The sequence below is a fragment of the Spartinivicinus ruber genome, from assembly GCF_011009015.1.
In the GTDB taxonomy this organism is placed as follows: Bacteria; Pseudomonadota; Gammaproteobacteria; order Pseudomonadales; family Zooshikellaceae; genus Spartinivicinus; species Spartinivicinus ruber.
Map to the genome: position 1 here is coordinate 233,023 of NZ_CP048878.1, position 23,961 is coordinate 256,983.

At 38.1% G+C, this 23,961-nt stretch carries 21 protein-coding genes; 12 read left to right on the forward strand and 9 right to left on the reverse strand.

The genetic code is table 11. The annotated features are described in order from the left end of the window. Positions 1 to 413: 413 nt before the first annotated feature. The 3 genes from G4Y78_RS01100 to G4Y78_RS01110 all read left to right on the forward strand — a co-directional run bounded on the left by G4Y78_RS01100 (position 414) and on the right by G4Y78_RS01110 (position 4,885). Positions 414 to 1,475 carry a TAXI family TRAP transporter solute-binding subunit gene (locus G4Y78_RS01100; RefSeq protein ID WP_163830863.1) on the forward strand — a complete coding sequence of 354 codons (1,062 nt, stop codon included), beginning with the start codon at positions 414 to 416 and terminating at the stop codon, positions 1,473 to 1,475. Between the two features lie 174 nt (positions 1,476 to 1,649). Continuing rightward, positions 1,650 to 3,785: a TRAP transporter permease gene (locus G4Y78_RS01105; RefSeq protein ID WP_163830865.1), complete on the forward strand. Its 2,136-nt coding sequence runs from the start codon at positions 1,650 to 1,652 to the stop codon at positions 3,783 to 3,785. A gap of 227 nt (positions 3,786 to 4,012) precedes the next feature. Continuing rightward, positions 4,013 to 4,885 (forward strand): hypothetical protein, encoded by an 873-nt coding sequence (locus tag G4Y78_RS01110; RefSeq protein WP_163830866.1) that lies wholly within the window; start codon positions 4,013 to 4,015, stop codon positions 4,883 to 4,885. Positions 4,886 to 4,919: 34 nt separating this feature from the next. Here the strand turns inward: G4Y78_RS01110 and G4Y78_RS01115 are convergent, their stop codons facing one another. Together G4Y78_RS01115 and serA are read right to left on the reverse strand one after the other, a co-directional pair. Continuing rightward, complete coding sequence (locus G4Y78_RS01115) at positions 4,920 to 5,168, reverse strand: hypothetical protein (RefSeq protein ID WP_163830868.1); 249 nt, start codon at positions 5,166 to 5,168, stop codon at positions 4,920 to 4,922. Positions 5,169 to 5,431: 263 nt separating this feature from the next. After that, positions 5,432 to 6,661, reverse strand: coding sequence for a phosphoglycerate dehydrogenase (gene serA / locus G4Y78_RS01120; RefSeq protein ID WP_163830869.1), 1,230 nt, complete (start codon positions 6,659 to 6,661; stop codon positions 5,432 to 5,434). Positions 6,662 to 6,916: 255 nt separating this feature from the next. Here serA and G4Y78_RS01125 point away from each other — a divergent pair, with 255 nt between their 5' ends. Both G4Y78_RS01125 and G4Y78_RS01130 read left to right on the forward strand, forming a co-directional pair. Further along, entirely contained in the window at positions 6,917 to 8,308 is a 1,392-nt protein-coding gene (locus tag G4Y78_RS01125; RefSeq protein WP_163830870.1) for an FAD-binding oxidoreductase, read from the forward strand. Between the two features lie 266 nt (positions 8,309 to 8,574). Beyond that, complete coding sequence (locus tag G4Y78_RS01130) at positions 8,575 to 8,769, forward strand: YqaE/Pmp3 family membrane protein (protein ID WP_163830871.1); 195 nt, start codon at positions 8,575 to 8,577, stop codon at positions 8,767 to 8,769. Between the two features lie 70 nt (positions 8,770 to 8,839). Here G4Y78_RS01130 and G4Y78_RS01135 read toward each other — a convergent pair whose 3' ends face one another. Further along, entirely contained in the window at positions 8,840 to 9,328 is a 489-nt protein-coding gene (locus G4Y78_RS01135; RefSeq protein ID WP_163830872.1) for a nuclear transport factor 2 family protein, read from the reverse strand. 133 nt (positions 9,329 to 9,461) lie between these two features. On the opposite strand from G4Y78_RS01135, the gene G4Y78_RS01140 reads away from it, so the two are divergent. Then, a complete protein-coding gene (locus G4Y78_RS01140; RefSeq protein ID WP_163830873.1) occupies positions 9,462 to 10,214 on the forward strand; it encodes an AraC family transcriptional regulator in 753 nt (250 codons plus the stop codon). 52 nt (positions 10,215 to 10,266) lie between these two features. On the opposite strand, the gene G4Y78_RS01145 is transcribed toward G4Y78_RS01140, so the two are convergent. After that, positions 10,267 to 11,223 (reverse strand): ABC transporter substrate-binding protein, encoded by a 957-nt coding sequence (locus G4Y78_RS01145; RefSeq protein WP_163830874.1) that lies wholly within the window; start codon positions 11,221 to 11,223, stop codon positions 10,267 to 10,269. Positions 11,224 to 11,449: 226 nt separating this feature from the next. Between G4Y78_RS01145 and G4Y78_RS01150 the strand changes: the two genes are divergently transcribed. Both G4Y78_RS01150 and G4Y78_RS01155 read left to right on the forward strand, forming a co-directional pair. Next, on the forward strand, positions 11,450 to 11,746 hold the full coding sequence (locus G4Y78_RS01150; RefSeq protein WP_163830876.1) for a hypothetical protein: 297 nt from the start codon (positions 11,450 to 11,452) through the stop codon (positions 11,744 to 11,746). Positions 11,747 to 12,237: 491 nt separating this feature from the next. After that, a complete protein-coding gene (locus G4Y78_RS01155) occupies positions 12,238 to 13,173 on the forward strand; it encodes a substrate-binding domain-containing protein (protein ID WP_163830878.1) in 936 nt (311 codons plus the stop codon). Between the two features lie 45 nt (positions 13,174 to 13,218). On the opposite strand, the gene G4Y78_RS01160 is transcribed toward G4Y78_RS01155, so the two are convergent. From G4Y78_RS01160 to rsmD, 3 genes are read right to left on the reverse strand one after another with little or no spacing between them, the layout of a single operon-like run. Then, a complete protein-coding gene (locus tag G4Y78_RS01160; RefSeq protein ID WP_163830879.1) occupies positions 13,219 to 14,205 on the reverse strand; it encodes a hydrolase in 987 nt (328 codons plus the stop codon). Between the two features lie 2 nt (positions 14,206 to 14,207). Then, complete coding sequence (locus tag G4Y78_RS01165; protein ID WP_163830881.1) at positions 14,208 to 15,545, reverse strand: YdgA family protein; 1,338 nt, start codon at positions 15,543 to 15,545, stop codon at positions 14,208 to 14,210. A gap of 8 nt (positions 15,546 to 15,553) precedes the next feature. Then, the gene (rsmD, locus tag G4Y78_RS01170; RefSeq protein WP_163830883.1) at positions 15,554 to 16,171 is read right to left on the reverse strand and encodes a 16S rRNA (guanine(966)-N(2))-methyltransferase RsmD; all 618 of its coding nucleotides are present in this window, start codon (positions 16,169 to 16,171) and stop codon (positions 15,554 to 15,556) included. A gap of 194 nt (positions 16,172 to 16,365) precedes the next feature. Between rsmD and G4Y78_RS01175 the strand changes: the two genes are divergently transcribed. From G4Y78_RS01175 to G4Y78_RS01190, 4 genes are all read left to right on the forward strand, one after another. Next, on the forward strand, positions 16,366 to 16,866 hold the full coding sequence (locus G4Y78_RS01175; protein ID WP_163830884.1) for a DUF2975 domain-containing protein: 501 nt from the start codon (positions 16,366 to 16,368) through the stop codon (positions 16,864 to 16,866). Between the two features lie 18 nt (positions 16,867 to 16,884). Next, positions 16,885 to 17,109 (forward strand): helix-turn-helix domain-containing protein, encoded by a 225-nt coding sequence (locus tag G4Y78_RS01180; RefSeq protein WP_163830885.1) that lies wholly within the window; start codon positions 16,885 to 16,887, stop codon positions 17,107 to 17,109. 147 nt (positions 17,110 to 17,256) lie between these two features. Next, entirely contained in the window at positions 17,257 to 18,144 is an 888-nt protein-coding gene (locus G4Y78_RS01185; protein WP_163830887.1) for an alpha/beta hydrolase, read from the forward strand. Between the two features lie 712 nt (positions 18,145 to 18,856). Beyond that, positions 18,857 to 19,366 (forward strand): O-acetyl-ADP-ribose deacetylase, encoded by a 510-nt coding sequence (locus G4Y78_RS01190; RefSeq protein ID WP_163830888.1) that lies wholly within the window; start codon positions 18,857 to 18,859, stop codon positions 19,364 to 19,366. Positions 19,367 to 19,392: 26 nt separating this feature from the next. On the opposite strand, the gene G4Y78_RS01195 is transcribed toward G4Y78_RS01190, so the two are convergent. Together G4Y78_RS01195 and G4Y78_RS01200 are read right to left on the reverse strand one after the other, a co-directional pair. Continuing rightward, positions 19,393 to 22,566, reverse strand: a complete 3,174-nt coding sequence (locus G4Y78_RS01195) for an efflux RND transporter permease subunit (protein WP_163830890.1) — start codon at positions 22,564 to 22,566, stop codon at positions 19,393 to 19,395. Between the two features lie 20 nt (positions 22,567 to 22,586). Further along, entirely contained in the window at positions 22,587 to 23,663 is a 1,077-nt protein-coding gene (locus tag G4Y78_RS01200) for an efflux RND transporter periplasmic adaptor subunit (RefSeq protein WP_163830892.1), read from the reverse strand. Positions 23,664 to 23,961: the final 298 nt, after the last annotated feature.

Genomic DNA, 23,961 nt, shown 5'->3' on the forward strand with positions numbered 1-23,961 from the left:
AGTACTACTCGTCACCTCTTTAAACACTCCAGAAGCTAATAGATAGGCAGAAACTTGCTGATGAGTTGATTAATCCTATAACTACCTTATGCTGTCTTATACTTTTATAAAGGCCTGTGTTAGTACAATAGTAGTATTTGTGTATAACAATAGAAATTAAGCATAAGCAAAAAACCGCTTATACAAGGAGGGTTTATCAGCAATATTTTGCCAATACTTTTTGACTGACTTTAAAATTGTTTAATTTTCAATTAGTTATAGCCTGACTTTGATTGGCGTAAGTTTTGCCTACTATGTTTGTTATAGGTATTTGGTAAGAAATGCCTAATATAACTACAGCATAGTTTCAACTGTGCAAAGCGAAAGCTGTACCTTAGTTTGAAGTTGGGAAGTAATAACAAAGAGGTTGATACATGATAAAAATTAACAAGCGAGTTTTCTTCTGTAAAGAAGCGTCCACAGATCGTCGGAGTTTTTTAAAGAGAGCTGTTACTTCAGTAGCTGTCTTATTTGCACTGCATGGAGGTGTAGTTGTTGCCGAGGAGAAAGGTCAATCTTATATTTTAGCCACTGCCTCAACAGGTGGAACCTTTTATCCTGTAGGTGTTGCTTTAGCAACGTTAACTAAAGTCAAATTACAACCGCAATATAACATTAGTTTATCTGCCATTAGCTCTGCAGGTTCAGGTGAAAATATAAAGCTAATGAATGATAATGAAGCGCAGTTTGGTATTTTGCAGGGTTTATATGGTGCTTGGGCAAAAAAAGGTGAAGGACAACTTAAAAAATTAGGCCCACAAGATAAACTACGCTCTATTACGATGTTATGGCAGAATGTTGAGCATTTTATTGTTGATAAAAAACTTTCACAAACTGGCTCATTAGAAGACTTGAAACAACTTAATGGGAAAAAGTTTTCTATAGGCAAACGAAACTCAGGCACTGAAGGTTCTGGCCGCTATATTATGAGCCAGCTGGGCATTAATCCAAACACTTTTACCTTAGCTTATATGGGGTATGGACCAAGTGCTGATGCTTTACAAAATGGTTCAATTAATGGCATGAATACACCAGCGGGTGTGCCTGTTAGTGCTGTTACTAGAGCGTTTGCAAAGTTGGGTAGTGATTTGCGTATTTTGGATGTTTCTGATCAACAGCTGGCGAAAATTAATGCCCAATATAAGCTTTGGAGCCGTTATGAAATTCCCGCGAATACTTACCATGGTCAATCTAAACCAGTAAAAACAATTGCTCAACCTAACTTTTTGGCGGTGAGAGAGGATGTTCCAGAACAAACGGTGTATATGTTAACTAAAACTGTTTATGAAAATTTGTCATTTTTAAATGGCATTCATAAAGCAACCACAGTAATGTCTTTAAATAAAGCTATTGATGGACTGCCTATACCATTACATCCAGGAGCAGCAAAATACTTTAAAGAGAAGGGGGTTTCTATTCCTGATCACTTAAAGTAAAAATAGTAAGCTGGATACATTTTAAAAATGTATCCAGTATTGAGAAGTTATTATTAATTTATTAGTAAATGCCCTAAATTAGTTAAAAAAATAAAATACTCAGAAATACTACAAATGATATAGTAGATTACAAAAAGGGCATAAGTGGTCAGTAGTACCAATTAAGGTGTATATATGTACAATGCCATTGATAAGCCCCTGGATCAATACCGAGTATCCACACAAGATTCGATATCGTATCTCAACTATGCTATTTATTGTTTGGCTATAGTGCTTTCAATTACCCACATTTATTTCAATACTTTTAGCACGCTTTCTGGACTTTGGATTTCTGCCATTCATTTCGCAGGTTTTGGCCTGTTATGTATTTTAACTGTGCCAATTGTAAAAAACGTCGATAATAGTGTTAGTGGTTGGAGGATAGTAGATATTTTTCTGGCTGGCATCGTTGTAATGAGTGCTGCCTATTTAATTTTATTTGAAGATCAGTTATATGCCCGTGGTGTTGAGTTATCCCAATGGGATTGGTGGGTGTCCTTAGCAACCATTGCAGCGGCGCTTGAATTAACCCGACGCACCATGGGATGGTTTATCCCTGTATTAACTTTAATTGCATTAAGTTACGTAGTTTGGTGGGGGGAGTTAATTTCTGGCCCATTTCACTTTCCTGGTTTAAGCTTGGAAACCCTATTATACCGCAGTTATTTTAGCCCGGAAGGTATGTTTGGCCCTATTGCTAGAATCTCCTGGAGCTATGTCTTTATGTTTATTTTATTTGGCGCTTTTTTAGTACAGTCTGGCGCTGGTGATTTTATTATTAAGTTAGCGCGTTCAATGGCTGGCCGATTTACTGGAGGGCCTGGCTTTGTTGCTGTACTAGGCTCTGGGTTAATGGGGTCTGTATCAGGTTCATCAGTGGCTAATACGGTTTCAACAGGAGTTATTACAATTCCCTTGATGAAGCAGGCAGGTTTTCCGGCACGCTTTGCCGCAGGAGTAGAGGCAGCAGCTTCTACTGGTGGGCAGCTAATGCCACCTGTTATGGGGGCCGGTGCTTTCATTATGGCCAACTACACCCAGCTGTCTTATTTAGAAATAATGGGGGCTGCCACATTACCTGCAATAATCTATTTTTTATCTGTCGCCTTTTTTGTACGAATAGAAGCCAAACGACAAGGTTTGGAAACAGCTGAAACCATAGAGGGAGATAAAAGCCAGCAGCCGATTGGCAAGTTGCTAAAGTCTGGCTGGCATTTTACTTTACCTATTGCCAGCCTGGTTGCTATGTTAATCTATGGTTTTACCCCAACATATGCTGCTGGCTTTAGTATTTTGGTTGTTATTGCCAGTACTTGGCTAACTTCCCAACCAATGAAATTCCCTCAAGTTATTCAAGCAATGGTATTAGGTAGTAAAAACATGGCTGCAACAGCAATGTTATTGGTTACCATTGGTTTGGTGGTGAATGCAGTTGCTACGACAGGTGTCGGTAATACTTTTTCATTAATGATTACAGAGTGGGCTGGTGGCAGCTTAATGATCACATTAGTATTGGTCGCTTTAGCATCGCTAATCCTTGGGATGGGATTACCAGTAACAGCATCTTATATCATTCTTGCAACGTTGGCTGCTCCTGCAATTTATAATTTAATTGCTGAAGCTCAATTACTTGAGTTGTTTGTGAGTGGTCAAATACCTGAACAAATTAAACCAATGTTAATGCTTGTGGCACCTGATCAAATTCAGCAATTGGGGGCATCAATGTCATTAGTTGAAGCGCAAGCTTTAATGGCACTGATTCCAGTTGATATGAAAAATACCTTGATTGAAGGTGCAATTGGCCCTGGCCAGTTAGCATTAGCTTTGTTGTCCGCCCATATGATTATTTTTTGGCTATCACAAGACAGTAATGTAACACCGCCAGTTTGTTTAACTGCATTCGCGGCAGCTGCTATCGCAAAAACCAGCCCTATGAGAACTGGATTTGCTGCCTGGAAAATTGCTAAGGGCCTATATATTGTGCCTTTGTTGTTTGCTTATACACCGTTATTAAGTAATGACTTAACCAAGGCGTTGCCAATATTTATTACAGCTGTACTTGGAATTTATGCACTTGCTGCTGCATTAGAAGGGTATTTAGAAAGTAAACTGAACTGGATGCAGCGGTTGATGGCATTAGTAAGTGGTGTGCTATTGCTGTGGCCCCAGCAATACATGCTACTAACAATTATTGGAGCAGCGGCATTTTGTGGGTTGTTTTATTGGAGTTGTATTCAAAATGACAAAAGCTGCCATACTGTTTGTGAATGACTTTTTATAGGCCATTCATTTTGGCCACAGGTTGTTTATTTTGCACATATATTGCAAACATCACTTTTAATGAGTGATGTATTTCTCCTACTCTAAAAGGATGGCCTTAAGCTATTAATAAAAAATTGCCATACTAGCCCGCATATTTCATCGGATCTGGGTATTCGGGCTAACCCGCCTTATGTCGGGTGTGTTTTCATTATATTTAAGGGCTAAGGAGAGTGTTGATGCGCTTATACTATCTTACTGTTGTATGCTGCCTGTTCAGTATTACTGCAGAAGCTGCCAGCAAGCCAGTGGTTAGAGTGTTTCGTGATTGGAAGGTGCAGTGTGAGGCAGACCAGCCAAGTTGTTCTATGACGACTTCAGCAAGATGGTCGAAGTATAAACAGTCAAAGATGTATCAATTAAAAATATTTAAACATCGGCTTAATCAACCTTTAGAGCTAACCGTTGTTAATAAAGATAGTGGTATTGAAGCAGGCTCGTCAGTAGTTTTTGTTACAGATCAAAAACAAGCCATCAATGTAAACTATCCGGACGAGATTAAACCGCTTGGGGATGTATCTTATTACACTGTGTTGACTAGAGATAAAGCTGATCGGCTGATTGATAATATGATTTTAGGAAAAAGAGCCGTTGTTAACTTTATTAACGAAGCTAATGAAACAAAACAGTTGTTATTTTCATTACTTGGTGTGACGTCATCAATTCGTTTTATAGATGAATACCAAAGCCAGTTTCAATTAGAAAATAATAAAGATTGGTCTGCCAATTTTACTGATTTATATCCAGCTATTCATACCTGTTTGCAACAAACTAAAAGGCATGCTTCAGTTTATAGTGCCTGGACTGTAGAGGGTGGGAAAGCAGGAGTGCTAATAAAGAATCAGGATGGTGCTTTTTTTGAGTGCCAGGTACCTGTTTTAGGGGCTCAAGTCGAAAAGTATAATACAGTTGATGATATTAGAAAGTTCCCTCTTGGACCAATTTTTACAAAAAGTAAATATCCTGTTAGTGCTTTTTGTGGAAAACACCTGCGAGCAACTGATATAACAGGGCAATACGTTGGTTGGTTAACCTATCCAGGTTGTGAGTAAATGGAAGTGTGTTATTAGCCTTGAACAGTTCGAGCTAATCATTTATTGGCTCGTTCTCTGCCCAAGCATTATTATTTATTTTATAAGGTTTTATGGAATTAACCTGGCTAGCTACTTTAAATTTTTTTGAATACTTACTTTCTGTCGTTGATGGTTGTTTAGCTAGTTGGCTAGTAGGAATTACTTTGTAATCCTTTACAATAAGTGGTGGTTTGTCAACTTTTGCAACAATAAAGTAACCAGTTAATATACCAAATATGATAGCTAGTAAATGAAGTAACATGGAAGCTCTTTCCTTGAGGCTATGTATTAATTTTAGCTACTCTTATACAAGTTAATATGTAAATTTATACAAATAACATATTAACTTGTATAAGAGTGGATATTTTTTAGTTTAGCACTTTAGATTGTATGGCGAGCGTCCTATGGTCTAAGACGATAGTTGAAATGTTATATACACTTTGTTTTGACGACAAGGTCGTTAACATATAGGTAGGGTAAATAGTAAGTTTTTCCTCCCCATTGAGAGGAGGAAAAGAAAAGGTATTAAAATAAAACTCTAACCCTGATGGTGCCGTTAACCTGCTGAAGTTTTTCTAGAGCAATTTGGCTTTTTTCGGCATCAACATCAATGACCACATAACCTACTTTTTCAGTAGTTTGTAAGTACTGGCCGGCAATGTTTATATTATTATCAGAAAATATTTTGTTAATTTCTGATAACACGCCAGGTTGGTTTCTATGAACGTGTAACAACCGATGTTGTTTCGGGTGAGCAGGTAGTGCGACCTCTGGAAAGTTAACAGAGGAAATGGTGGTACCATTATCGCTGTATTTAACCAGTTTTTCTGCGACTTCCTGGCCGATGTTCTCTTGCGCTTCCATGGTGCTGCCGCCCACATGAGGTGAAAGAATTACGTTGTGTAAACCTCTTAGTGGTGAAACAAACTCATCATCATTAGAGCGTGGCTCAACAGGAAATACGTCAATAGCTGCCCCAAGTAGTTTGTCTGACTCGATTGCAGTGGCTAAAGCTTCAATGTTTACCACAGTACCGCGAGATGCATTGATTAAAATAGCACCGGGTTTCATTGCTGTCAGTTGCTCAGTATCAATCATCATTTGAGTGCTTGAGGTTTCAGGCACATGCAAACTAACGACATCGCACATACTCAGCAGCTTGTTTAAGTCATTGATTTGGGTGGCATTGCCTAAAGGTAGTTTGGTGATGACATCATAGAAGTACACTTCCATACCCAGAGATTCCGCCATTACACTAAGCTGACTGCCAATGCTGCCATAGCCTATGATACCTAGCTTTTTCCCCCTAATTTCATAGGAGTTTTTCGCGGACTTACGCCAAGTACCTTTATGTGCCAAAGCGTTTTTCTCTGGTATTCCACGCATTAATAAAATGGCTTCGGCAATGACTAATTCGGCAACAGAGCGCGTATTAGAAAATGGAGCATTGAAGACGGTTATGCCACGCTCTTGGGCTGCAATTAAATCAACCTGATTGGTGCCAATACAAAAGCAGCCAACAGCAATCAGTTTTTTCGCAGCATCAAAGATATCAGCCGTTAACTGAGTGCGAGATCGGATACCAATAAAATGAGCGTCAGCAATGCGTGCTTTCAACTCTTCAGCTGGTAACGAGGTGGTTAAGTATTCAATGTTGGTGTAGCCATGAGCATTTAGGGTGTCGATAGCAGACTGATGCACCCCTTCAAGAAGTAAAAACTTGATCTTACTTTTGTCCAAAGACGTCTTGGCCATGATGACTTTAAATCCGCTGTAGTGGCTTAGTAGATAGTTACAACTTAGTAAAAAAGTCGCTAGAGCAGTACATACGAAAAGCTGTATATACAGCTGTCAGACTTCTTGAACCCTGCTCTTAGGCGCAATTCTTTCAATTAATGACCGATCTGGCCAAGTCCAGGGGAGGCATATGATAGCATACTGTGCCAAAATTAGGCGTTTATAATGAATGACTTTTATTCAATTTGAGTTGAGTTTTTTGAGAGTAACCAGATGACCCCTGAGCAAATCATTGAGCAGTTACAAACATTGGTTGATGCTGACAAGGTAAAAACGGATCCAGAATCCCTTGCGGTTTATGGCACAGACTGGACCAAAGTATATGAACCAAAACCGTTGGCCATCGTTTTCCCAAAGTCTATTGAGCAGGTTAAAGCAATTGTTAGATTTGCTAATGAATACCAGCTTGGATTGGTCCCATCTGGGGGAAGAACAGGCTTAAGTGCTGGAGCTGTTGCTGCCAATGGTGAAGTAGTGGTGGCTTTTGATTATATGAACAAAATTACAGCTTTCAACCCAGTTGATCGTACTGTTGTGTGTGGGCCTGGAGTGATTACTGAACAGTTGCAGCAGTATGCTGAAGAACAGGGGCTGTTTTATCCAGTTGATTTTGCTTCCAGTGGCTCAAGCCAAATTGCAGGCAACATTGCAACCAATGCGGGTGGTATTAAGGTGATTCGTTATGGAATGACGCGTAACTGGGTCTCTGGCTTAAAAGTAGTTACTGGTACAGGTGAGTTGTTAGATTTAAATAAAGGTCTGGTTAAAAATAATACGGGTTATGACTTCCGTCATTTGTTTATAGGCAGCGAGGGTACCTTAGGTTTTATCGTGGAAGCCACCATGCAGCTTACCCGCCCACCTAAAGACTTAACAGTATTAGTCCTTGGGGTACCTGAATTTAGTGCGATTATGAATGTGCTACAGGCTTTTCAGGAAAAGATTGATTTAACCGCGTTTGAGTTCTTTTCAGAAAAAGCACTGGCCAAAGTGGTTGAACACAGTGATGTACAACGTCCGTTTGAAAGTCAGACTGATTATTATGCATTAATAGAGTTTGAAAGCATTAACGAGCAAGTTGCTGATCAAGCAATGGAGGTGTTTGAATATTGCATGGAGCAGGGCTGGGTTGAAGATGGAGTAATGAGTCAAAGTCTGGCTCAGTTAGAATCTTTATGGCGTTGCCGAGAAGATATTTCCGAAACCATAGCCCAGTGGACGCCTTATAAAAATGATATTGCCGTAAGTGTTTCTCATGTACCAGCTTTTTTAACTGAGGTTGAAGCCGTTGTTAATAGGCATTATCCCGACTTTGAAATTATTTGGTTTGGCCACATTGGCGATGGCAATGTCCACTTAAATATTTTAAAACCGGATAATCTCGTCAAAGAAGTTTTCTTTGAAAAATGCTCAGAAGTCAGTAATTGGGTGTTTGAGATTGTGCAAAAATATCAGGGCTCAGTTTCTGCAGAACACGGAGTAGGAATGACCAAACGGGATTATTTAACTTATTCCCGTAGCGAGGAAGAAATAAAATTAATGAAGGGTATTAAAAATGTATTCGACCCTAATGGAGTTATGAATCCAGGTAAGGTGATTATATAGCCTCCTACTTAGGCATACCCCTGTTTACATCTATTCTATAGGCTTTACGGAAAATACGTAAAGCCTTATAGCAAACCTACGTTTATCACTTAAATCAAGCTTAGGAAAATATAAGCTTGAAGAAATATTTTTTGGTGCAAGTTTAATTAAATAGGCTGAACTTGCTTTTTGATAGTAAAGTTGATTATTTTCTAGATTATATAGTCATATTAATAATTGTTGATAAACAATTTGCTTGTTTGTTTATATAAGGAATCAGACTGACAATGAGATTATTACTTGCGTTACTATTGCCATGGTTGCAATTTTTTACAATTGGTAGGCCTTTTGCTGGCATTATTTGTCTTATCCTGCAACTTACATTAATTGGCTGGATTCCTGCGGCTATTTGGTCAGTGTATGCATTAAGCCAGTATAAAACAGATCAAAAAATAGAAGAAGCATTAAAAGATAGAGAGTAATATTTTTAAAATACTGTAAAAGTAAGGCCTGTATATAGCATTTATATGTAGCTTACAGGCCTTGTTTTAATTAATCGTTGTGTTTTTGAGAAGCAAGGGCTTTTAGTGCTTTATTGCCATAAATAACTCTTGATAACTCACGCAATTCACAAATTTTACCATTCTTAAGCTTAGATATTTGGATTAGCTCTATTACAGCTTTTGCTCCATCATGTAATTCAAGTGTTACCAAATGCCGGTCTGAAAAAGTGTCTTCTGACTTGGCTGCTTCTGTAACTTCAAAGTGAATATTTTTAACTTTATTTTTAACTATTTGAACATGCTTTTTAAATTCAGTTAAGTTAAGCACTTCTCCATCAGCATATTGAGTATAATCTTCAGCAAAAAAATTATCGATTTGCTGAGGGTTGCTAAAAACAGTTGTATACATTTCTTCTAAGCAGGTTTTTAAGTTTGCTTTGCAATTAAATAATGGTTGTTGCTGAAGAGAACTTTCTGCATTGGCTGTCATAGTAAATACTCCTATTACATAAAGAAAAGTTAAGATAATTTTGTTCATTATTTCTTCCTATTTAAAAACTAGACTTAATTGCAGTGATTATTGAGGTTGCTAGTGTATAGGGTGTAATAGTGGCTTGATAGCGGTATAATGTCTTATAGTTGCTATATTGGGCCATAATTAAAACGAGTGTATGAAAGAGGAATTAGACTTTTCTATCCAACCCATTATGCTTGACAAAGCTTGTCACACAGTTAGTCATTCGCATGCTGAAGGTCAAATATTTGCTATTTTCAGTGGGGTGATGACAGTGAAAACTCAGGTAGGGGTTTGGTCAATGCCTCCAGGTCGATTAGGTTGGGTGCCTCCATACTGCTATCATAGTGCAGAAACTCATATTCCTGTTAATGGGTTTATCATTCACCTCGACCAGTCGAAATCATTTCAGTTACCAGAACAGCCTACGGTTATGGCTATTTCAACTTTCATGAAAGCGATCATAGACCGTTTGGTTGCTGCTATGAAAGAAAACATCATTGGCAGGCTAGAATGCAGAGTATTAGAAGTACTAATTGATGAAATGAAAAGAACCCAGCATGAGCCACTGCTCTTACCTATGCCTATAGATGACCGTTTAACTAAAATGGCTTTAGCCATAATCAATGAACCAAATAATCACTTATCACTTGATGAATGGGCTGAAAAAGTGAACATGTCTAGAAGAACATTCACGCGTCGTTTTAAAACTGAGACTGGGCTTTCATTTGGTCAATGGCGTTTGCAAGCTAGACTTCATCATGCATTACAGATGTTTTCGAAAGGCTCATCTGTTACGCATGTAGCATTTGAGTTGGGCTATAACAGTGTTAGCGCTTTTACCCATAGCTTTAAAAAAGTACTAGGGGTTACACCCTCTGGTTATTTCAATGAATTATACCCATCATGATTAATTTTTAGGTTTAAAAATTATTCTCGAAGAGTATAAATAATTAGCAAAGTCATTCACTGCTTACTGCAGACATGCATTCAGGAATCCATTGTTGCCAGGAAGTTTTATATTTTTCTAACCATTTCTTAGCCGATTCTTTATAGGTAAATTTGTCATACTCATATAAAGCAGCTGCTTCAGCCACCATATCACTGGTAAAATTGATATTCTGAATAAACTGATAAGCACATGGCCAGTTTACAGGAAACTCAGGATTTGCCGCTTTTTTTAACCAACCATGTTTGGGAGCGCCGCAATCTTTGGTTTCTGTTTTATTTACTCCCCATGTTGGATCAGTTATACATTCAGGGGCAAAGTCAGGAAATTCTACAAATTCTCCACTAACCCGGTTGTCAGTCCAGTTTGGTGTCCAGTTGAGTAATAGAATAGGTTGTTTATTGCTAGTTGCCCTAATTAACAGTTTATTGAGAGTAACAGCATCAAGACTGATAAGACGATAATTTAGTTTAAATACACGAATTCTAATGCCTTCGTCACTGATCCATGGGCCAGTATAATAGACACCTTTACTGCCTGATTCAGGTGTGCTGAATAGCTGGCTGCAATCATTAAGTGCCTTCCAACCTGGTAAGCCTGGGCAAAATTGTTTGATATAGACTGGATACCACCAGTCTTCTCTGGTTTTAGCAGCATGTGTACCAGCATCTAATATTGCTTTATTGGATAGCATTCTATTGAAGTCCTCAATCATTGAGTACTGCCATACCTCAAGTTGTAGGTGGACATGACCAAGCCTTAATCCCCCCCATTGTTGTTTTAGGGTAATATTTTGGTATTTAACGGTATATCCTTGCTTTTGTAATAAAGAGCCAATTGAGTAAGATAATACAGTTTGGCTGGCCCAATCGTTTATAGCAATTTTAATGGGCGTTTGTTTTTGATCAGCTTCAGCCAAGCAATTGACTAAAAAAAAGACTAAAATAATACGGAAAACTGCTAATAACATGAGTTTTTAGGTTATTAAAGTGATACTGTTAAAAGCATAGTGCAATTATGGAGTTAGAGGGTAAATATTACTTTTTTAATAAAAACATACAGTAAATTTACACAAAGTGAACTGATGTGCACTCAATGAGAAGACTATAAATAAGCCAATTAGTTGTCATTATTATAATATTATATGTTCAGTAATTTATATCATTTATAGACAATATAAAAGGTTAAAAGAGAAAATGATGAGCTGTATTATAAATAACCAGCCTATTCAATGGGTGGCTGTTAAAGACTCCCAGGGCTTTTCCATTGTCATTGTGGTTAACCAGAAAAAATATTTCATACAATTAATACCATCTATTAAAGACAAACACTGTTATCGACAATTTCTACAAGGTAAGAGTTTGCAACCATTATCAGAGAAGAGAATACAAAATATTGTAAAGAAGCTAAGTTATATAGCTGACCAGAATTTAGTAGCAAGTAAAAACTATCAATGTGACCAATGGGGAAACTTAAGTTTTGATGATGAGTGAATATATTAAGAGGGTATTCATAGGTTATACACAGAGTTATCCACGCTTGTGAATAATACACAAAATTAGGGGATAATAGTGTGGATAAGCTGCGGATGTGATTAAAATTTTTAATAAAAATAACAAGTTAGCTGAGGTGGTCTTAGTTTAAACAGTTGTTTATATTGATTTACATATCTTGCTTTTTGCTTAATCAGTATGAGTTTAACGAATTATGATAATGAGTTTTTTTCACGCTATATCCATCGCTTATAGATTCATTGTTAGAAATGAAATGTAGAGATTTCAGCTTTCTGTTTTCTGGTTTAATTATTTTTGGTTAGTAAAAATAAATAGTTTTTAGTAACTACTTCGTTTTAGATATAGTGATGTTCAGATAGCTTTAACATCGCTAAGAATATTCTTATGTCGAAAAGGGTTAGCCAATAACCTGCTTGTTTTTATATATTAACTATTATTTTGTTAATATATGTGCTTGTGAGCTTGAGATTATGAAAAATATACTGGTTAAAATATTTTATTTTTATGTGGTAGGGATTTTCAGTATTTATTCTTACGCTAAAGATACTATATCTATCACAGGATGTGGTATTAGTAAGAAAGCTTATATGGAAAAAATTGCTTCCATATATGAGAAGAAATCAGGTATAAAAATAAGGTTATCAGGAGGTGGTGCGACTAAAGGCTTGCGATTAACTTCTCAAGGAATGACAGATATAGGTGCTTCTTGTCGCCACAGAATTGCTACATCTGGAGGGATAGTCGAAGAAGAAAACAACCTCAAACTAATTCAAGTTGGTTGGGATGCTCTAGTAGTAATGGTAAATAAAAAACAAAAAGTAGATAACTTAACGATACAAAATTTAAAAGACGTTTTTGATGGAAAGGTTACCAACTGGGGTGAGTTTGGAGGAGATAGTATAGAAATACTGCCACTAACACGCAAAGGTAAATTATCAGGCGTTGGCTATATGTCGCGACTATTAATTTTTGATGACCCAGGCTATGAGTTTAAAAATAAAGGAAATAAATATAAATCGACAGGCCCGCTGGAAAAAGCAACAATAGAGTATGAAGGCGCAATCGCAATAAATGGAATCAGCTCAGCAAAAAAAATTGATGTAAAATTTATAGGAATTGATGGGTTTATCCCAACAAAAGAAAATATTATGAAAGGGAAATATCCTTTCTTTAGACCTTTGTATATAGCTGTTCAAAAAAATGATGATAACCAAGAAGTCAAGAAACTGGTTCAGTTTATATTAAGTGGTGAAGGGCAGCAGATTATTTCTGATGAGGGTACGATTAACTTGAAAGAAGGGCTTGTATTAGTTGACAAATGGTTGCAAAAAGTTGAAAAAATGGGCAAAGCCTGGCAGGAAGATGAAGGTGTGATTGTGACTTCAAGCGTTCAAACAGAAATTTAAGCTATATTTTCATAGATGAGTTTCGCTGGTATAAAAAGTGGTGAGCTAAAACTCTTGAAGAAATTGAGGTATCCGTCGCTCAAGGTAATAGTTTGGGCGCATGGGGTGCTCACCACTAACAAAACCTACATGTCCACCAGTTGTTGTTAACTCTAATTCAGTAAACTCACTTAAATCTTGTTCTTTAGGTAAGCAGGATGCACTGATCAATGGATCATCTAACGAGTGAATAATCAATGTTGGGCAGTGAATGGCGGCTAAATAATGCTTGCTACTGGAACGATGATAATAATCAGCTGCACTATTAAACCCATGCAGCGGGGCAGTGACATTATGGTCAAAATCCCAAAATGTTTTATAACGCTTGATGTTACCCAATGTGGTTAAAGTTTTATATTGATCTATAGCGCCTTGGGCCATAAAAGAACTTTTTTTAATTTCAATATATTGGATTAAGTCGCGTAAGAAATAATTGCGATAAACTTTAGCTAATCCTTGATTCATTCGTTTTGCGCATTCGTCCAACTGGAAAGGCACAGAAACTGCCACTGCAGCAATGATAGGGTAATTATGCTGTATTTCGCCTAACCATTTCAGTAGTACATTACCCCCCAGTGAGAAGCCAATGACAGCTAATTTCAAGTAACGCGTATTTTGGTCAAGGTGCTTGATGATGAATGCTAGATCATTGCTATCACCTGAATGGTAACCTCGTGGTAATAAATTGGGTTCGCCACTACAGCCACGAAAGTTCATTGCCACACTGTCCCAGCCAATTTTATGAAGCGCTTGTTGTAACCCTAATACATAGTGGGAGTTGGAATTGCCAGTTAAGCCGTGAAGGATCAGGGCGAGGTTGTGGCTTTTTTGCGGGCTATGCCAGTCTAGATCAATAAAGTCACCATCAACAGTGGTAACCCTTTCTCTTTGTCTGACTAATGCTGAAGGGCGGCGCAGTAAAGGCGACCAGACGGTTTGTAAATGGGGGCCTGGTAACCACCAGGCCGGTTTAAAGCTACTACTTGATAACATTATTACTGCATGGGTTTGCCATTAATTGTTAATTGTCCTTGTTGGAACTGAATGGCTGACTTCAATTGATCATTGTCATTAATTATATACCCTTGGCTAACGAAGATGGGAACTTGTGCTGCCAATGGAGTATTTTCTATTAACTTGGCAGGTACACTGACATTAGCTGAAGCTTGTATTGCTCCCATTAGTAATAAGGGGTTTTGTAACATAGCAGCATTTTCAGCTTTGATAGTTGCCTCTAAGTCAGCTTCTATTTTACCTTGTTCGGTATTTGCCTGTAAGGTAGGAATTTTTATGACAGGCCCTGCTGCCAGAATTTGATTTAAATCCTCTTGAATTGCAGCAAAGTCAGGCATTGGTGTTTGCTTGCCAGCACCACTTTGCATTGCTTGCTTTTGAAGCTGGGTAAGCTTCTTAGTGATGGATTGTACAGCTTGAGCTGGCAAGTTTTCTAAAGCGATTTTTAGCTTAATATCATTCGCAATCGGCTTATTTTCAGCAACGACTTTTTTTGCAGAAAATGTTGTATCAGCTTTTATCATCTGATTGTTATCTGCTTCAGAGTGAGCTGTTACGATAAAATCTTCCAGAGTGATATTGTTTGGTGTGTTTAATAATGGGTTGCTAGGTGTTTTATTGGAATTGATGGTTACAGCGCTGAGCTTTATTTCATCATCACCCAACCATAAGTCTTCTAACAATAACTGTTTGTTAGACTTGCCAGTGACTTTGCCTATAAACATGTTCAGTTCAGAAGAGTTGATTTGCATGCCATTCCAGCTAAAGTCTGCAACAAGATTAGACATATTATCAGAGAAAGAGATAGTCATTTCTGCTGGTTGAAACATGACGGAGTCAGAGGCTTTTCCTTCAATATTGTCTAAATTGAAGCCAGCTATAGAAGCTTTGATAGTGGAGTTGCCAGTAAAGCCAATATGACTTTGAATTTGAATGGGGTTTTTGTTGTCTTTCCAAATTTTGGCAATGTTTGCTTGTTGCTCATCAGTCAGAGGAACTTTGGTTTCAATGGCAGCTAAACCAACTTTATTGGGCCCTTTAAATAAAATTGGACCATGGCTGATGTGGTTGTTTATTTTAAAAGTGAATGGTTCTTGATCAGCAAGTTTAACTGTTACGGTGTTGACGGCAGTTGAAGTCAGCCAGCTGCGCTGGTAATCCACATCAATTTTTAAGTCAAATGGAACAGATTGCAGAGTAGAAGAACTTTGTAAATGCTCCATTTCTGCTTTGAATTGCTTCTCTGCCAAGGTTCCTGTGAGGTAAGGTGCACCTGCAACCGCAACGGCTACAATGCCTAAGCCTACAACTTTTTTCATAAAGTTCTTCAACTCTCTGTTAATTGTCTTTTAAACAAGTAAAAGCAAACTTGTCCTGCCTGTTTCTGACGGTGCAGCTGCCAACTGGCCGGCACTTGAAGTGTAGTTAAGTCCTGCTCAGCTTCCACATAGATATAAGCATCGGGAGCAAGCCAATTTAAGGTTTCAAGTAGCTGAAAGGTTTGATTTAGTAAGTCTTGGTGAAAAGGAGGGTCAAGAAATACTATGTCAAACTGCTGGGTGCTTGGTTGGTTAAGCCACTGCACTGCATCAGTATTGGTTATACTCGCATCATCTCCAGGGACCTGCAATTGTGATAAATGCTGACTTAACTGTCGCTCAGCAACTGGTGATGCTTCGATAAACTGAACAAATTTTGCACCGCGCGATAACGCTTCTAATCCTAAAGCGCCCGTGCCACTAAATGCATCTAAACAGCTAGCACCAGGAATAATTGGCATCAGCCAGTTAAATAGGGTTTCACGCACGCGATCAGTAGTGGGACGTAGACCTGGCAGATCAGGAATAGCCAATTTACGGCTACGCCATTGGCCACCAATGATACGCAAGTAACTGGTGGTCTTTTTATTGCGATTATGACGAGGCTTAGAGCGGGATGATTTCATTGAGTATTAGCAAAAGTCCAAAAGCAAACTAACTGTACCTGATTTATACAGTTGTTGTCAGGGTTTGGCAAAAGCACAAGGTGTGGTATTAGGTGTATACAGCTTTTTGCCGAAGTAATTAATCGTTGTAATTATTATCGTAATACGATAATCTATTATTGTTTTACGATAACTTTATTTGTGTGGAGATAAATGTGAACTCACTTAAAAAGATAAAGCTAACCAGTGGGATAGCGATAGTCAGCTTGTTGGTGTTTCTTACTTACAATATTTACTTGTTTGTTACCGGTGAAGGGTTTATTTTGGACAAGGATACAAGTGGTAATGTAGAGATTTTTACGAGAGTTATGACCTTTATAGGGTTAGAACTGTTTTATCAAGTGATAATGATAGTGTTATTAGTATGTATATTTTTGCAATTTTATAGAGAAAAAATATTCAACCTAACTAACCTTCGCTATAGCTTTGCTATAGGCTGGCTTTGTTTGCTTTATCCTGTTTATTCATATGGTGTTGATTTCTTGCTAGATGCAGTTTTTCAGCCTCTGAATATAAGTAGTACTTTTACTGTAAATATAAATCTTATGCCAATGGCAACAGAATTTTACTTAATTGCAGGTGTTGTCATATTGCCCATAGCCTATATATTAAAGCATGGTAGTGCACTTAAATCCGAGTTGGAAGAGTACATTTAGTCAAGAAGGAAGCGTAAAGTGCCTATTGAATGTCGTATTCAACAATTGTTAGCTGAGAAAAAAATAAAGTCTAAAGACTTAGCTGAAAAAATAGGTATAACACCTCAAAACTTATCTGTATTAGCAAATGGGAGAGCAAAAGGTATTAGGTTTGCTACTTTAGAAGCGCTATGTAAAGCATTAGAGTGTACGCCAGGAGATATATTGCATTATGAGAAGTCTGATAGTACTTCTGAAAAATAAAAGCGCTTGAATTACACTCTGCAACTATAGTCAGGTTGTAACCATTACTGTTGTATTCCTTAACATAACTAAACCCATGAGAAAATCTTGCTTCCCAAGGGTAATATATGCGAGAAAGTAATTTTTAGTGTGTAGGAGAAACATGCAGTGGATAGCAACGCTGATTTACATTGGTGGTCCTATAACCCAAATAACAAACAAAATAGTATACTATTTGTGCATGGTGGGCCAGGGAATCACTCTCAGTACTTTAAAGCCTGGTTACAAGATAACCCTGAGTATGTAGCAGAATTTGGTTGGCTATCTTATGATCAGCGGGGTTGTGGATTATCTAAAGGAATATATGAGTTATCTCATGATCACAATGTCAATGACTTGCCAATAATGATTAAGCAAATTGAAGCAAGTGGCCATAATATTAGTGCAGTAATGGGGCATAGTTATGGTGCGACATTGGTTTATGAGAGCTTTATTAAAAATAAATACTTAGATAAAAAAGTTATTCTGCTGGGGCGATCACCTGATTTACTAACTCCAGCAAATAGAAATTTGATGATAGACTTGTTACTGCTGAAGCTTTTTCAGGAAGATTCTTATAAAAATCTTGAAGTCGATTTACAAGGGTTGTTTGATTTGCCTAGTAACGAATTATGGAAGAAAAAACAAGAGATAAGGTCAGTATTGAAACACAGTAATAAGAGGTCATTATTTTATTGGGCAAACTTATCAACAAAAGAAAAATATGAAAAGATAAAAGAAACAGTTAACATTGCAGAAGATCAAAGTGTATTTCGTGATGTAGCTGGGACAATGAATGATCCCAATAATCCACGTCCTCACTTTGATATAACAATGTTGGCTCAGCCTGTTCTGCATATTTTAGGTTATTATGATTTTTTAATGGGAGGTGATTATTTTAAGCCAACCCAATCTTCCAGTTATATAGCAAAAGCATTTATGTTTTCAGGGCATTACCCACACTTTGAGGAGCCGGAAAAATTTATTGTAAATATTAAAAAATTTATTGAAAGCTAAAAACTATGATTAATGAAATAAGCTATTGGTGAGTATGCCAATAGCTTATTATTGCTTGATTCATAAGTTGATGTTTAACAATATTAACGAAAGCGCTATTACTGATAATTATGATTAAGGCTTGCAATGATATTTGGCGCAGTTAAGTTGACAATGCCTTTTAGTGGTGAAGCAATAGGCCCTAAAAACTCATCGGCAGTACTATTAAATGCATGTTGTTCAATAGTTAGCAAATCTTTAGGTTGAAAACCATATACACTGCAGCTGTTAATACATTAGCTGCAACCCTTAGTAAAGAAAAAGTAGCATTTGATGGTACTAGTAACATATTGCTCACACCTTATATTGTTATTATTTATATACTTTCATAGTTGCACTAAGTTGCTAAAGTTTTGCAGTTACAGTAGGTGCAAGCTCAATAGGATCTACATTATGAGTACGGCCTCTATTTCATTACCAGTAGCTGAGACAACAATCACAACTAGTTTTTTTAATTTTTTTCGAGTGGGTAATTTCTTTACTGAGGATTGTAGTTTCCATATGAGAAGGTATTTGTGACAGCGGGCTAGTGTAGTGTAAAGGTTAGAGCTAAAACAGATTGCTTTAAAACTCTCCTATAGGTTACTACCAAAAGAGAAATAATGTCGTTACACGGCATAAAGCGTGCGATATATTCTATTCTATAAGTAACAAGATTAATTGGTAGAAGCAAATGGCTACAAAAATAGAAGCAGTGCAAGGGGATATAACCAAGCTTGCTGTGGATGCAATTGTCAATGCTGCGAATAGTAGTTTGCTTGGAGGAGGTGGTGTTGATGGAGCTATTCATCGTGTGGCTGGGCCGGAGCTTCTAGCTGAATGCCGGCAGCTAAATGGTTGTGATACTGGTGAGGCCAAAATCACGAAAGGCTACCGGTTGTTAGCTAAGTATGTGATTCATACGGTAGGGCCAATTTGGCGAGGAGGCCATGATAATGAGCCTCAGCTATTGGCCAGCTGTTATGCAAATTCACTACAGTTAGCTGCAGAACATCAACTATTGTCGATAGCATTTCCTGCGATTAGTACTGGAGTGTATGGTTACCCCATTGAGCAGGCAACTGAGGTTGCGATAACAGAAGCAAAGAAATTTACTGAACAGGAAACCTCGCTTGAAGAAATTATTTTCTGCTGTTTCTCTGATGCTGATTTAGCAACCTACCATAAAGTACTTGCTTATTAACTCTTGAGCATAGTAACTGTATGTTGTTATTGAAGCCCCAATGGCAGGTTTGCTACGTCAGTTGTTTGACTTTTACGAAGTGCACTGGTTTTAGGTGTTAACAATACATATAACACTGGCACTACAAACAAGGTCAGAATAGTAGACGACAGTAGCCCACCAATGATAGTCCAGCCCATTGGCTCCCATAGGCTACTGCCGGATAAGGTTAAGGGTAGCAACCCGCCTACGGTTGTCAGGGTCGTCAATAAAATAGGTGATAGTCGGGTTTTTCCTGCTTCAAAAGCGGAATCAAAAATACCCTTTCCTGCATTTCTAAGTTGGTTGGAATAATCCACTAAAATGATTGAGTTATTAACCACTATGCCAACCAACGAGCTAAAGCCGATAAATGCCATAAAAGAAAAGCTGTTATTTGTAGCATAAAGGCAAAATAATGTACCTATAATGGCAAAAGGAATAGCGGCAAACACAATAATAGGTTGAGACAATGACTTAAACTGAAAAACCAGTACAGCAAAAATGCCTAGTAAAGAAACTAATAGAGCTTTGGTTATACCAGCAAAAGATTCAGCTCGGGTTTCTTCCTCTCCACCAATTTTATAACTCATAGCCACTGGCCAGTTGAGTTGATCCAATTGGGTGGCAATAGCCTGGGTAAGCGTGGCTACTTGGTAGCCATGTTTGACATCAGCAGTAATTAATGCGCTGCGCTCTAGATTAAGGTGACGGAATGTAGCTTGTCCTTCATCAGGCTCTAAATTTGCAACATGGCGTAAGGGCACAGTATTTCCCGTAACACCGGTAACTGTTACCCGGTTAAAGTCGTCTAATGTAGGCTTATCGGTATCAGCGAGCTTGACTACCACATTATATTCATCACCCAACTCATCCCGCATGCTGCCAACAGATGTACCGACTAAAGAAGCACGAACGGTTTTATCGATAGTGATTAGTGGAATTCCTAATAGTCCAGCTTTGTCTCGATTGATATTAACCTTTAAATCTGTTTTATAGTTGCCTGTTGGATTTCGTACATTCACTGTGCCAGGAGTTTGTTTAATGATTGCTTCTACTTGAGCAGATAGTTGCTTTAACTGACTGATATTGTCGCCTATCACCCAAATAGCGATGGGAGCATCAATTGGAGGGCCTTGAATGAATTCTTTAACGGCTATTTCAACCCCAGGGATATCACTAAACTGTTGTCGAAGCTCATCTACTAAAGCTGGCAGGTCCAGTTCTGCACTATCTTTTAATTGTACAAACAATTGGGCATGGTTAGGTGTTTCTCGTTTTGGGTCAACATTGTAATAAACCTTGGGGTTTCCTCTGCCAGTATTCGTTACTACGCTATTAACCTGGGGGTGAGTTAATATTCTTTGCTCTACAGTTAAAGCGATTGCTTGGGTTTTATCAAAGCTTGTGCCTTCTGAGGTATCAATATTTACCATTAATTGCGGTTTTTCTGCTTTCGGGAATAAACTGACCCCTACTTTAGGGAAAAGGGTTAAGCTAGCAGCAAAAAACAAACATGCTGAGAATAATAATAGCCAGGGCCATTTTAATGATAACTGTAATAGTGGAGCATAAACTCGATTGGTTAGCAGACTAATCAGCCGAGGTACGGGATTAATTGCAGCAATACGACAAGAGACGCTAGTAACCAGGTTGGGCTTAGAGAGGCTGTTATCATTAGGGTTTTTATCAGCAAAGTGGTAAGCACAATTATTTTTATTAAGTAAGCGGCTGGCTAATAAGGGGGATAATGTTAAAGCAATAACCAGTGAAACTGATAATGTTAAAATAACAGTTACCGGTAGTGATTGAATAAATAATCCAGTAGGGCCTTGTAACATCAGCATAGGCAAAAAGGCTAACAATGTGGTAATGGTGCCACTGGCGACTGCACCACCCATTTGTTGAGTGCCTAAAACGGCAGCGTGAAAAGGAGTTTGGTTTTGTTTAAGTAACCGGCCAATGTTTTCAATAATCACAATGGCATTATCTACTAATAAGCCCAATGCAATCACTAACCCGGCAATAGTCATTTGTTGTAAACCAAAGCCACTTAAATCTACTAAACCGATCGCTATCAACATGGAAGTGGGAATAGCTAATACCACGATAATACTGGGTTTAAAGCCAAGTACTAATAGCACGATTAAGCCAACAAGCACTAATCCTTGAACCAAGTTACCTGTTAATACATTAACCATCTTATCAACGCTTCTAGTCTGGTCAAAAATGGCCACAGCTTTGATATTGGCTGGTAACTTTTGCTGGAATTTAGCTAGGGTGGTGTCGAGGTTTTTCATCACCGAAAAAATATTGGTGTTTTCTCGTTGTTTGACAGAAACTAAAATACCACGCTGGCCGTTATATCTAGCATTATAAGTAGGTTCTGCATCGTCAAAGTTGATTTCGGCAATATCCTCAACAAAAACAATTCTGTCGCCAGAAGCTTTGACTGTCGTGCGGCGAATATCGCTAAGATTTTTGAAATCGCCACTAGTGCGCACTGTGAAGCGACGGGTGCCAGCATCAACATGGCCAGCTGGTACATTCACGCTAGCAGCTTCCAGCGCATCTAGTAAATTATCCAGGGAAATTTGTAGCTCACGCATTTTTTCTAAATCAGCGTGCACTTGCACCTGTTGTTCTGGATAAGCCCAAACGTCAGCTTGCTTGACTCCAGGGCTATGTTCAAACTGTCGTTCAAGCTGTTCTCCATAACGTTTTAACTGGCGGTAAGAAGCTGTTTCTGATAGCAGGCTAACCAAGAAAATATTAACGTCGGAAGGCGATATTTTAAGTACTTCGAGTCGTAGTAACTCATCGGGTAAGTCATCGCGAATTGACGCCATGGCTTGCACAACGTCATCGTAATAATCTTCTGGGTCTTCAATATCCAGAAACTCGACATGGGCCAGGACCAGCCCATCTTCTATTTTGCTTTTAACAACTTTAATGTCTTCCAATTCATAAATGGCTTCTTCAATTGGTTCCAATACCAGTTTTTCCATATCCATTGGCGAAGTGCCAGGGTATATTGCATAAACCGTGGCCATTGGCATGGTAACTTGTGGGTCTTCAGAGCGGGGCATGGTCTTTAGTGAGACTACACCAAGCACTACCATAAGTAATACAATAATTAAGGTGAACTGGTAATTTACAACTGCTAGGTGTGGTAGCTTCATGGTTATCTATTTACTGTGACTTATAAACCTGAATATTGACTTAATTCTTTTTCGGTAGAATCCGTAATTCGCTGAACAGTCATACCATCTTTTAAATAACTGGCGCCGTCCGTCACAACATCTGAGATATTTTTTAAACCATTACTAATGGCAATTTCTTTATTTAATAAACTATTCATAGTGACCCATTGTTCGCTAACTTGACTGGTTTTTGGGTCATAGGCAAATATCATCGCTTGTTTGCCTTTGGCAGTAACAATGGCCTCAACAGGGATAAATGCTAATTGCTGAGTGCTTTTCGGTAAAATATCAACTCTGGCAATAAAACCAGAACGAAGCAGTAACGGTGGGTTAGTTAAACTGACTTCTATTTCAAAGGTGCCTGTTTTCGGGTCTGCAACTGCAGCAATCTTGCTTATTTTGCCAGTGAAAGCAGTTTGAGGGTAAGCATCAAATGATAATTTGACTGGATCTTGCATTGTGGCTTTGACAATATCTCGATCAGCTAGGCCAACTTTAACTACCCAACTATTTTGATTCTCTGACACTGTAAGTAGAGGGGTTCCAGAGTTAATTAACTCATTTTCTTCAGTAAAACGTTGTAAAACCTGACCATTAAAAGGCGCTTTAATAATGGAGTGACGACGATTAAAAGTCGCTATTTTTAGTTCAGATTCAGCTAAACGAAAAGCCGTTTGGGCATCTTGCAGTTGTTGTAAGGGAATGACATTTTTTTTATATAAATCCATTAGGCGTGCTAAATCTCTTTTTGCTTTAGCAACGTTGGATTCTGCAGAGTTTACTTGGGCGTTGATTTCAGCCAGGTCTAGACTTGCTAAAATGTCACCTTGTTGGAATGTTTCGCCTTCATCAACATAAATTCGATTAATTAAGCCGCTGGTTTTAAAAGACAGGCGGGTTTCTTTGGCATGCGCTAATCTGCCGCTGGTTTTAATTGGAATAATGCGTTTTTCTCTAATAACAGGGGAGGTAGTTACAACAATTGTTGGTTGATTTGCCTTTGGCTCAGCCATTACCCAAGCTGAAGCTAGAGTAACAATGACCACTGTGAACCATCCCAAATGTTGCAGTTTCATGGTTAATCCCTCACTTGACTGCATAGCCTGAATGCTATGTCAGGCCACAGTAATTTTGCATCTAGTCCCATAACAACAAGGCCTTTAGATCTTTAACTGATACTTGAAGAATCTGTTTGGCCAAAATGTGCTGAGTCTTTAATGGCTGATGAAGTATTTCAGCTGCCACTTTTAATGTGATTATGCCTATCACTTAACAATGTTTACACTGTTAACATATAAACTAATAATGTTATCGCCGTCAACATCGTTTTGCCATATCAACTTTAACTTTGATATTCACAACACATAAACACTT

Bases quoted from the DNA above. Each gene is read 5' to 3' on its own strand.
- G4Y78_RS01100 (WP_163830863.1), top strand. From the start codon at position 414: ATGATAAAAATTAACAAGCGAGTTTTCTTCTGTAAAGAAGCGTCCACA.
- G4Y78_RS01105 (WP_163830865.1), top strand. From the start codon at position 1,650: ATGTACAATGCCATTGATAAGCCCCTGGATCAATACCGAGTATCCACA.
- G4Y78_RS01110 (WP_163830866.1), top strand. From the start codon at position 4,013: ATGCGCTTATACTATCTTACTGTTGTATGCTGCCTGTTCAGTATTACT.
- G4Y78_RS01115 (WP_163830868.1), bottom strand. From the start codon at position 5,168: ATGTTACTTCATTTACTAGCTATCATATTTGGTATATTAACTGGTTAC.
- serA (WP_163830869.1), bottom strand. From the start codon at position 6,661: ATGGCCAAGACGTCTTTGGACAAAAGTAAGATCAAGTTTTTACTTCTT.
- G4Y78_RS01125 (WP_163830870.1), top strand. From the start codon at position 6,917: ATGACCCCTGAGCAAATCATTGAGCAGTTACAAACATTGGTTGATGCT.
- G4Y78_RS01130 (WP_163830871.1), top strand. From the start codon at position 8,575: ATGAGATTATTACTTGCGTTACTATTGCCATGGTTGCAATTTTTTACA.
- G4Y78_RS01135 (WP_163830872.1), bottom strand. From the start codon at position 9,328: ATGAACAAAATTATCTTAACTTTTCTTTATGTAATAGGAGTATTTACT.
- G4Y78_RS01140 (WP_163830873.1), top strand. From the start codon at position 9,462: ATGAAAGAGGAATTAGACTTTTCTATCCAACCCATTATGCTTGACAAA.
- G4Y78_RS01145 (WP_163830874.1), bottom strand. From the start codon at position 11,223: ATGTTATTAGCAGTTTTCCGTATTATTTTAGTCTTTTTTTTAGTCAAT.
- G4Y78_RS01150 (WP_163830876.1), top strand. From the start codon at position 11,450: ATGATGAGCTGTATTATAAATAACCAGCCTATTCAATGGGTGGCTGTT.
- G4Y78_RS01155 (WP_163830878.1), top strand. From the start codon at position 12,238: ATGAAAAATATACTGGTTAAAATATTTTATTTTTATGTGGTAGGGATT.
- G4Y78_RS01160 (WP_163830879.1), bottom strand. From the start codon at position 14,205: ATGTTATCAAGTAGTAGCTTTAAACCGGCCTGGTGGTTACCAGGCCCC.
- G4Y78_RS01165 (WP_163830881.1), bottom strand. From the start codon at position 15,545: ATGAAAAAAGTTGTAGGCTTAGGCATTGTAGCCGTTGCGGTTGCAGGT.
- rsmD (WP_163830883.1), bottom strand. From the start codon at position 16,171: ATGAAATCATCCCGCTCTAAGCCTCGTCATAATCGCAATAAAAAGACC.
- G4Y78_RS01190 (WP_163830888.1), top strand. From the start codon at position 18,857: ATGGCTACAAAAATAGAAGCAGTGCAAGGGGATATAACCAAGCTTGCT.
- G4Y78_RS01195 (WP_163830890.1), bottom strand. From the start codon at position 22,566: ATGAAGCTACCACACCTAGCAGTTGTAAATTACCAGTTCACCTTAATT.
- G4Y78_RS01200 (WP_163830892.1), bottom strand. From the start codon at position 23,663: ATGAAACTGCAACATTTGGGATGGTTCACAGTGGTCATTGTTACTCTA.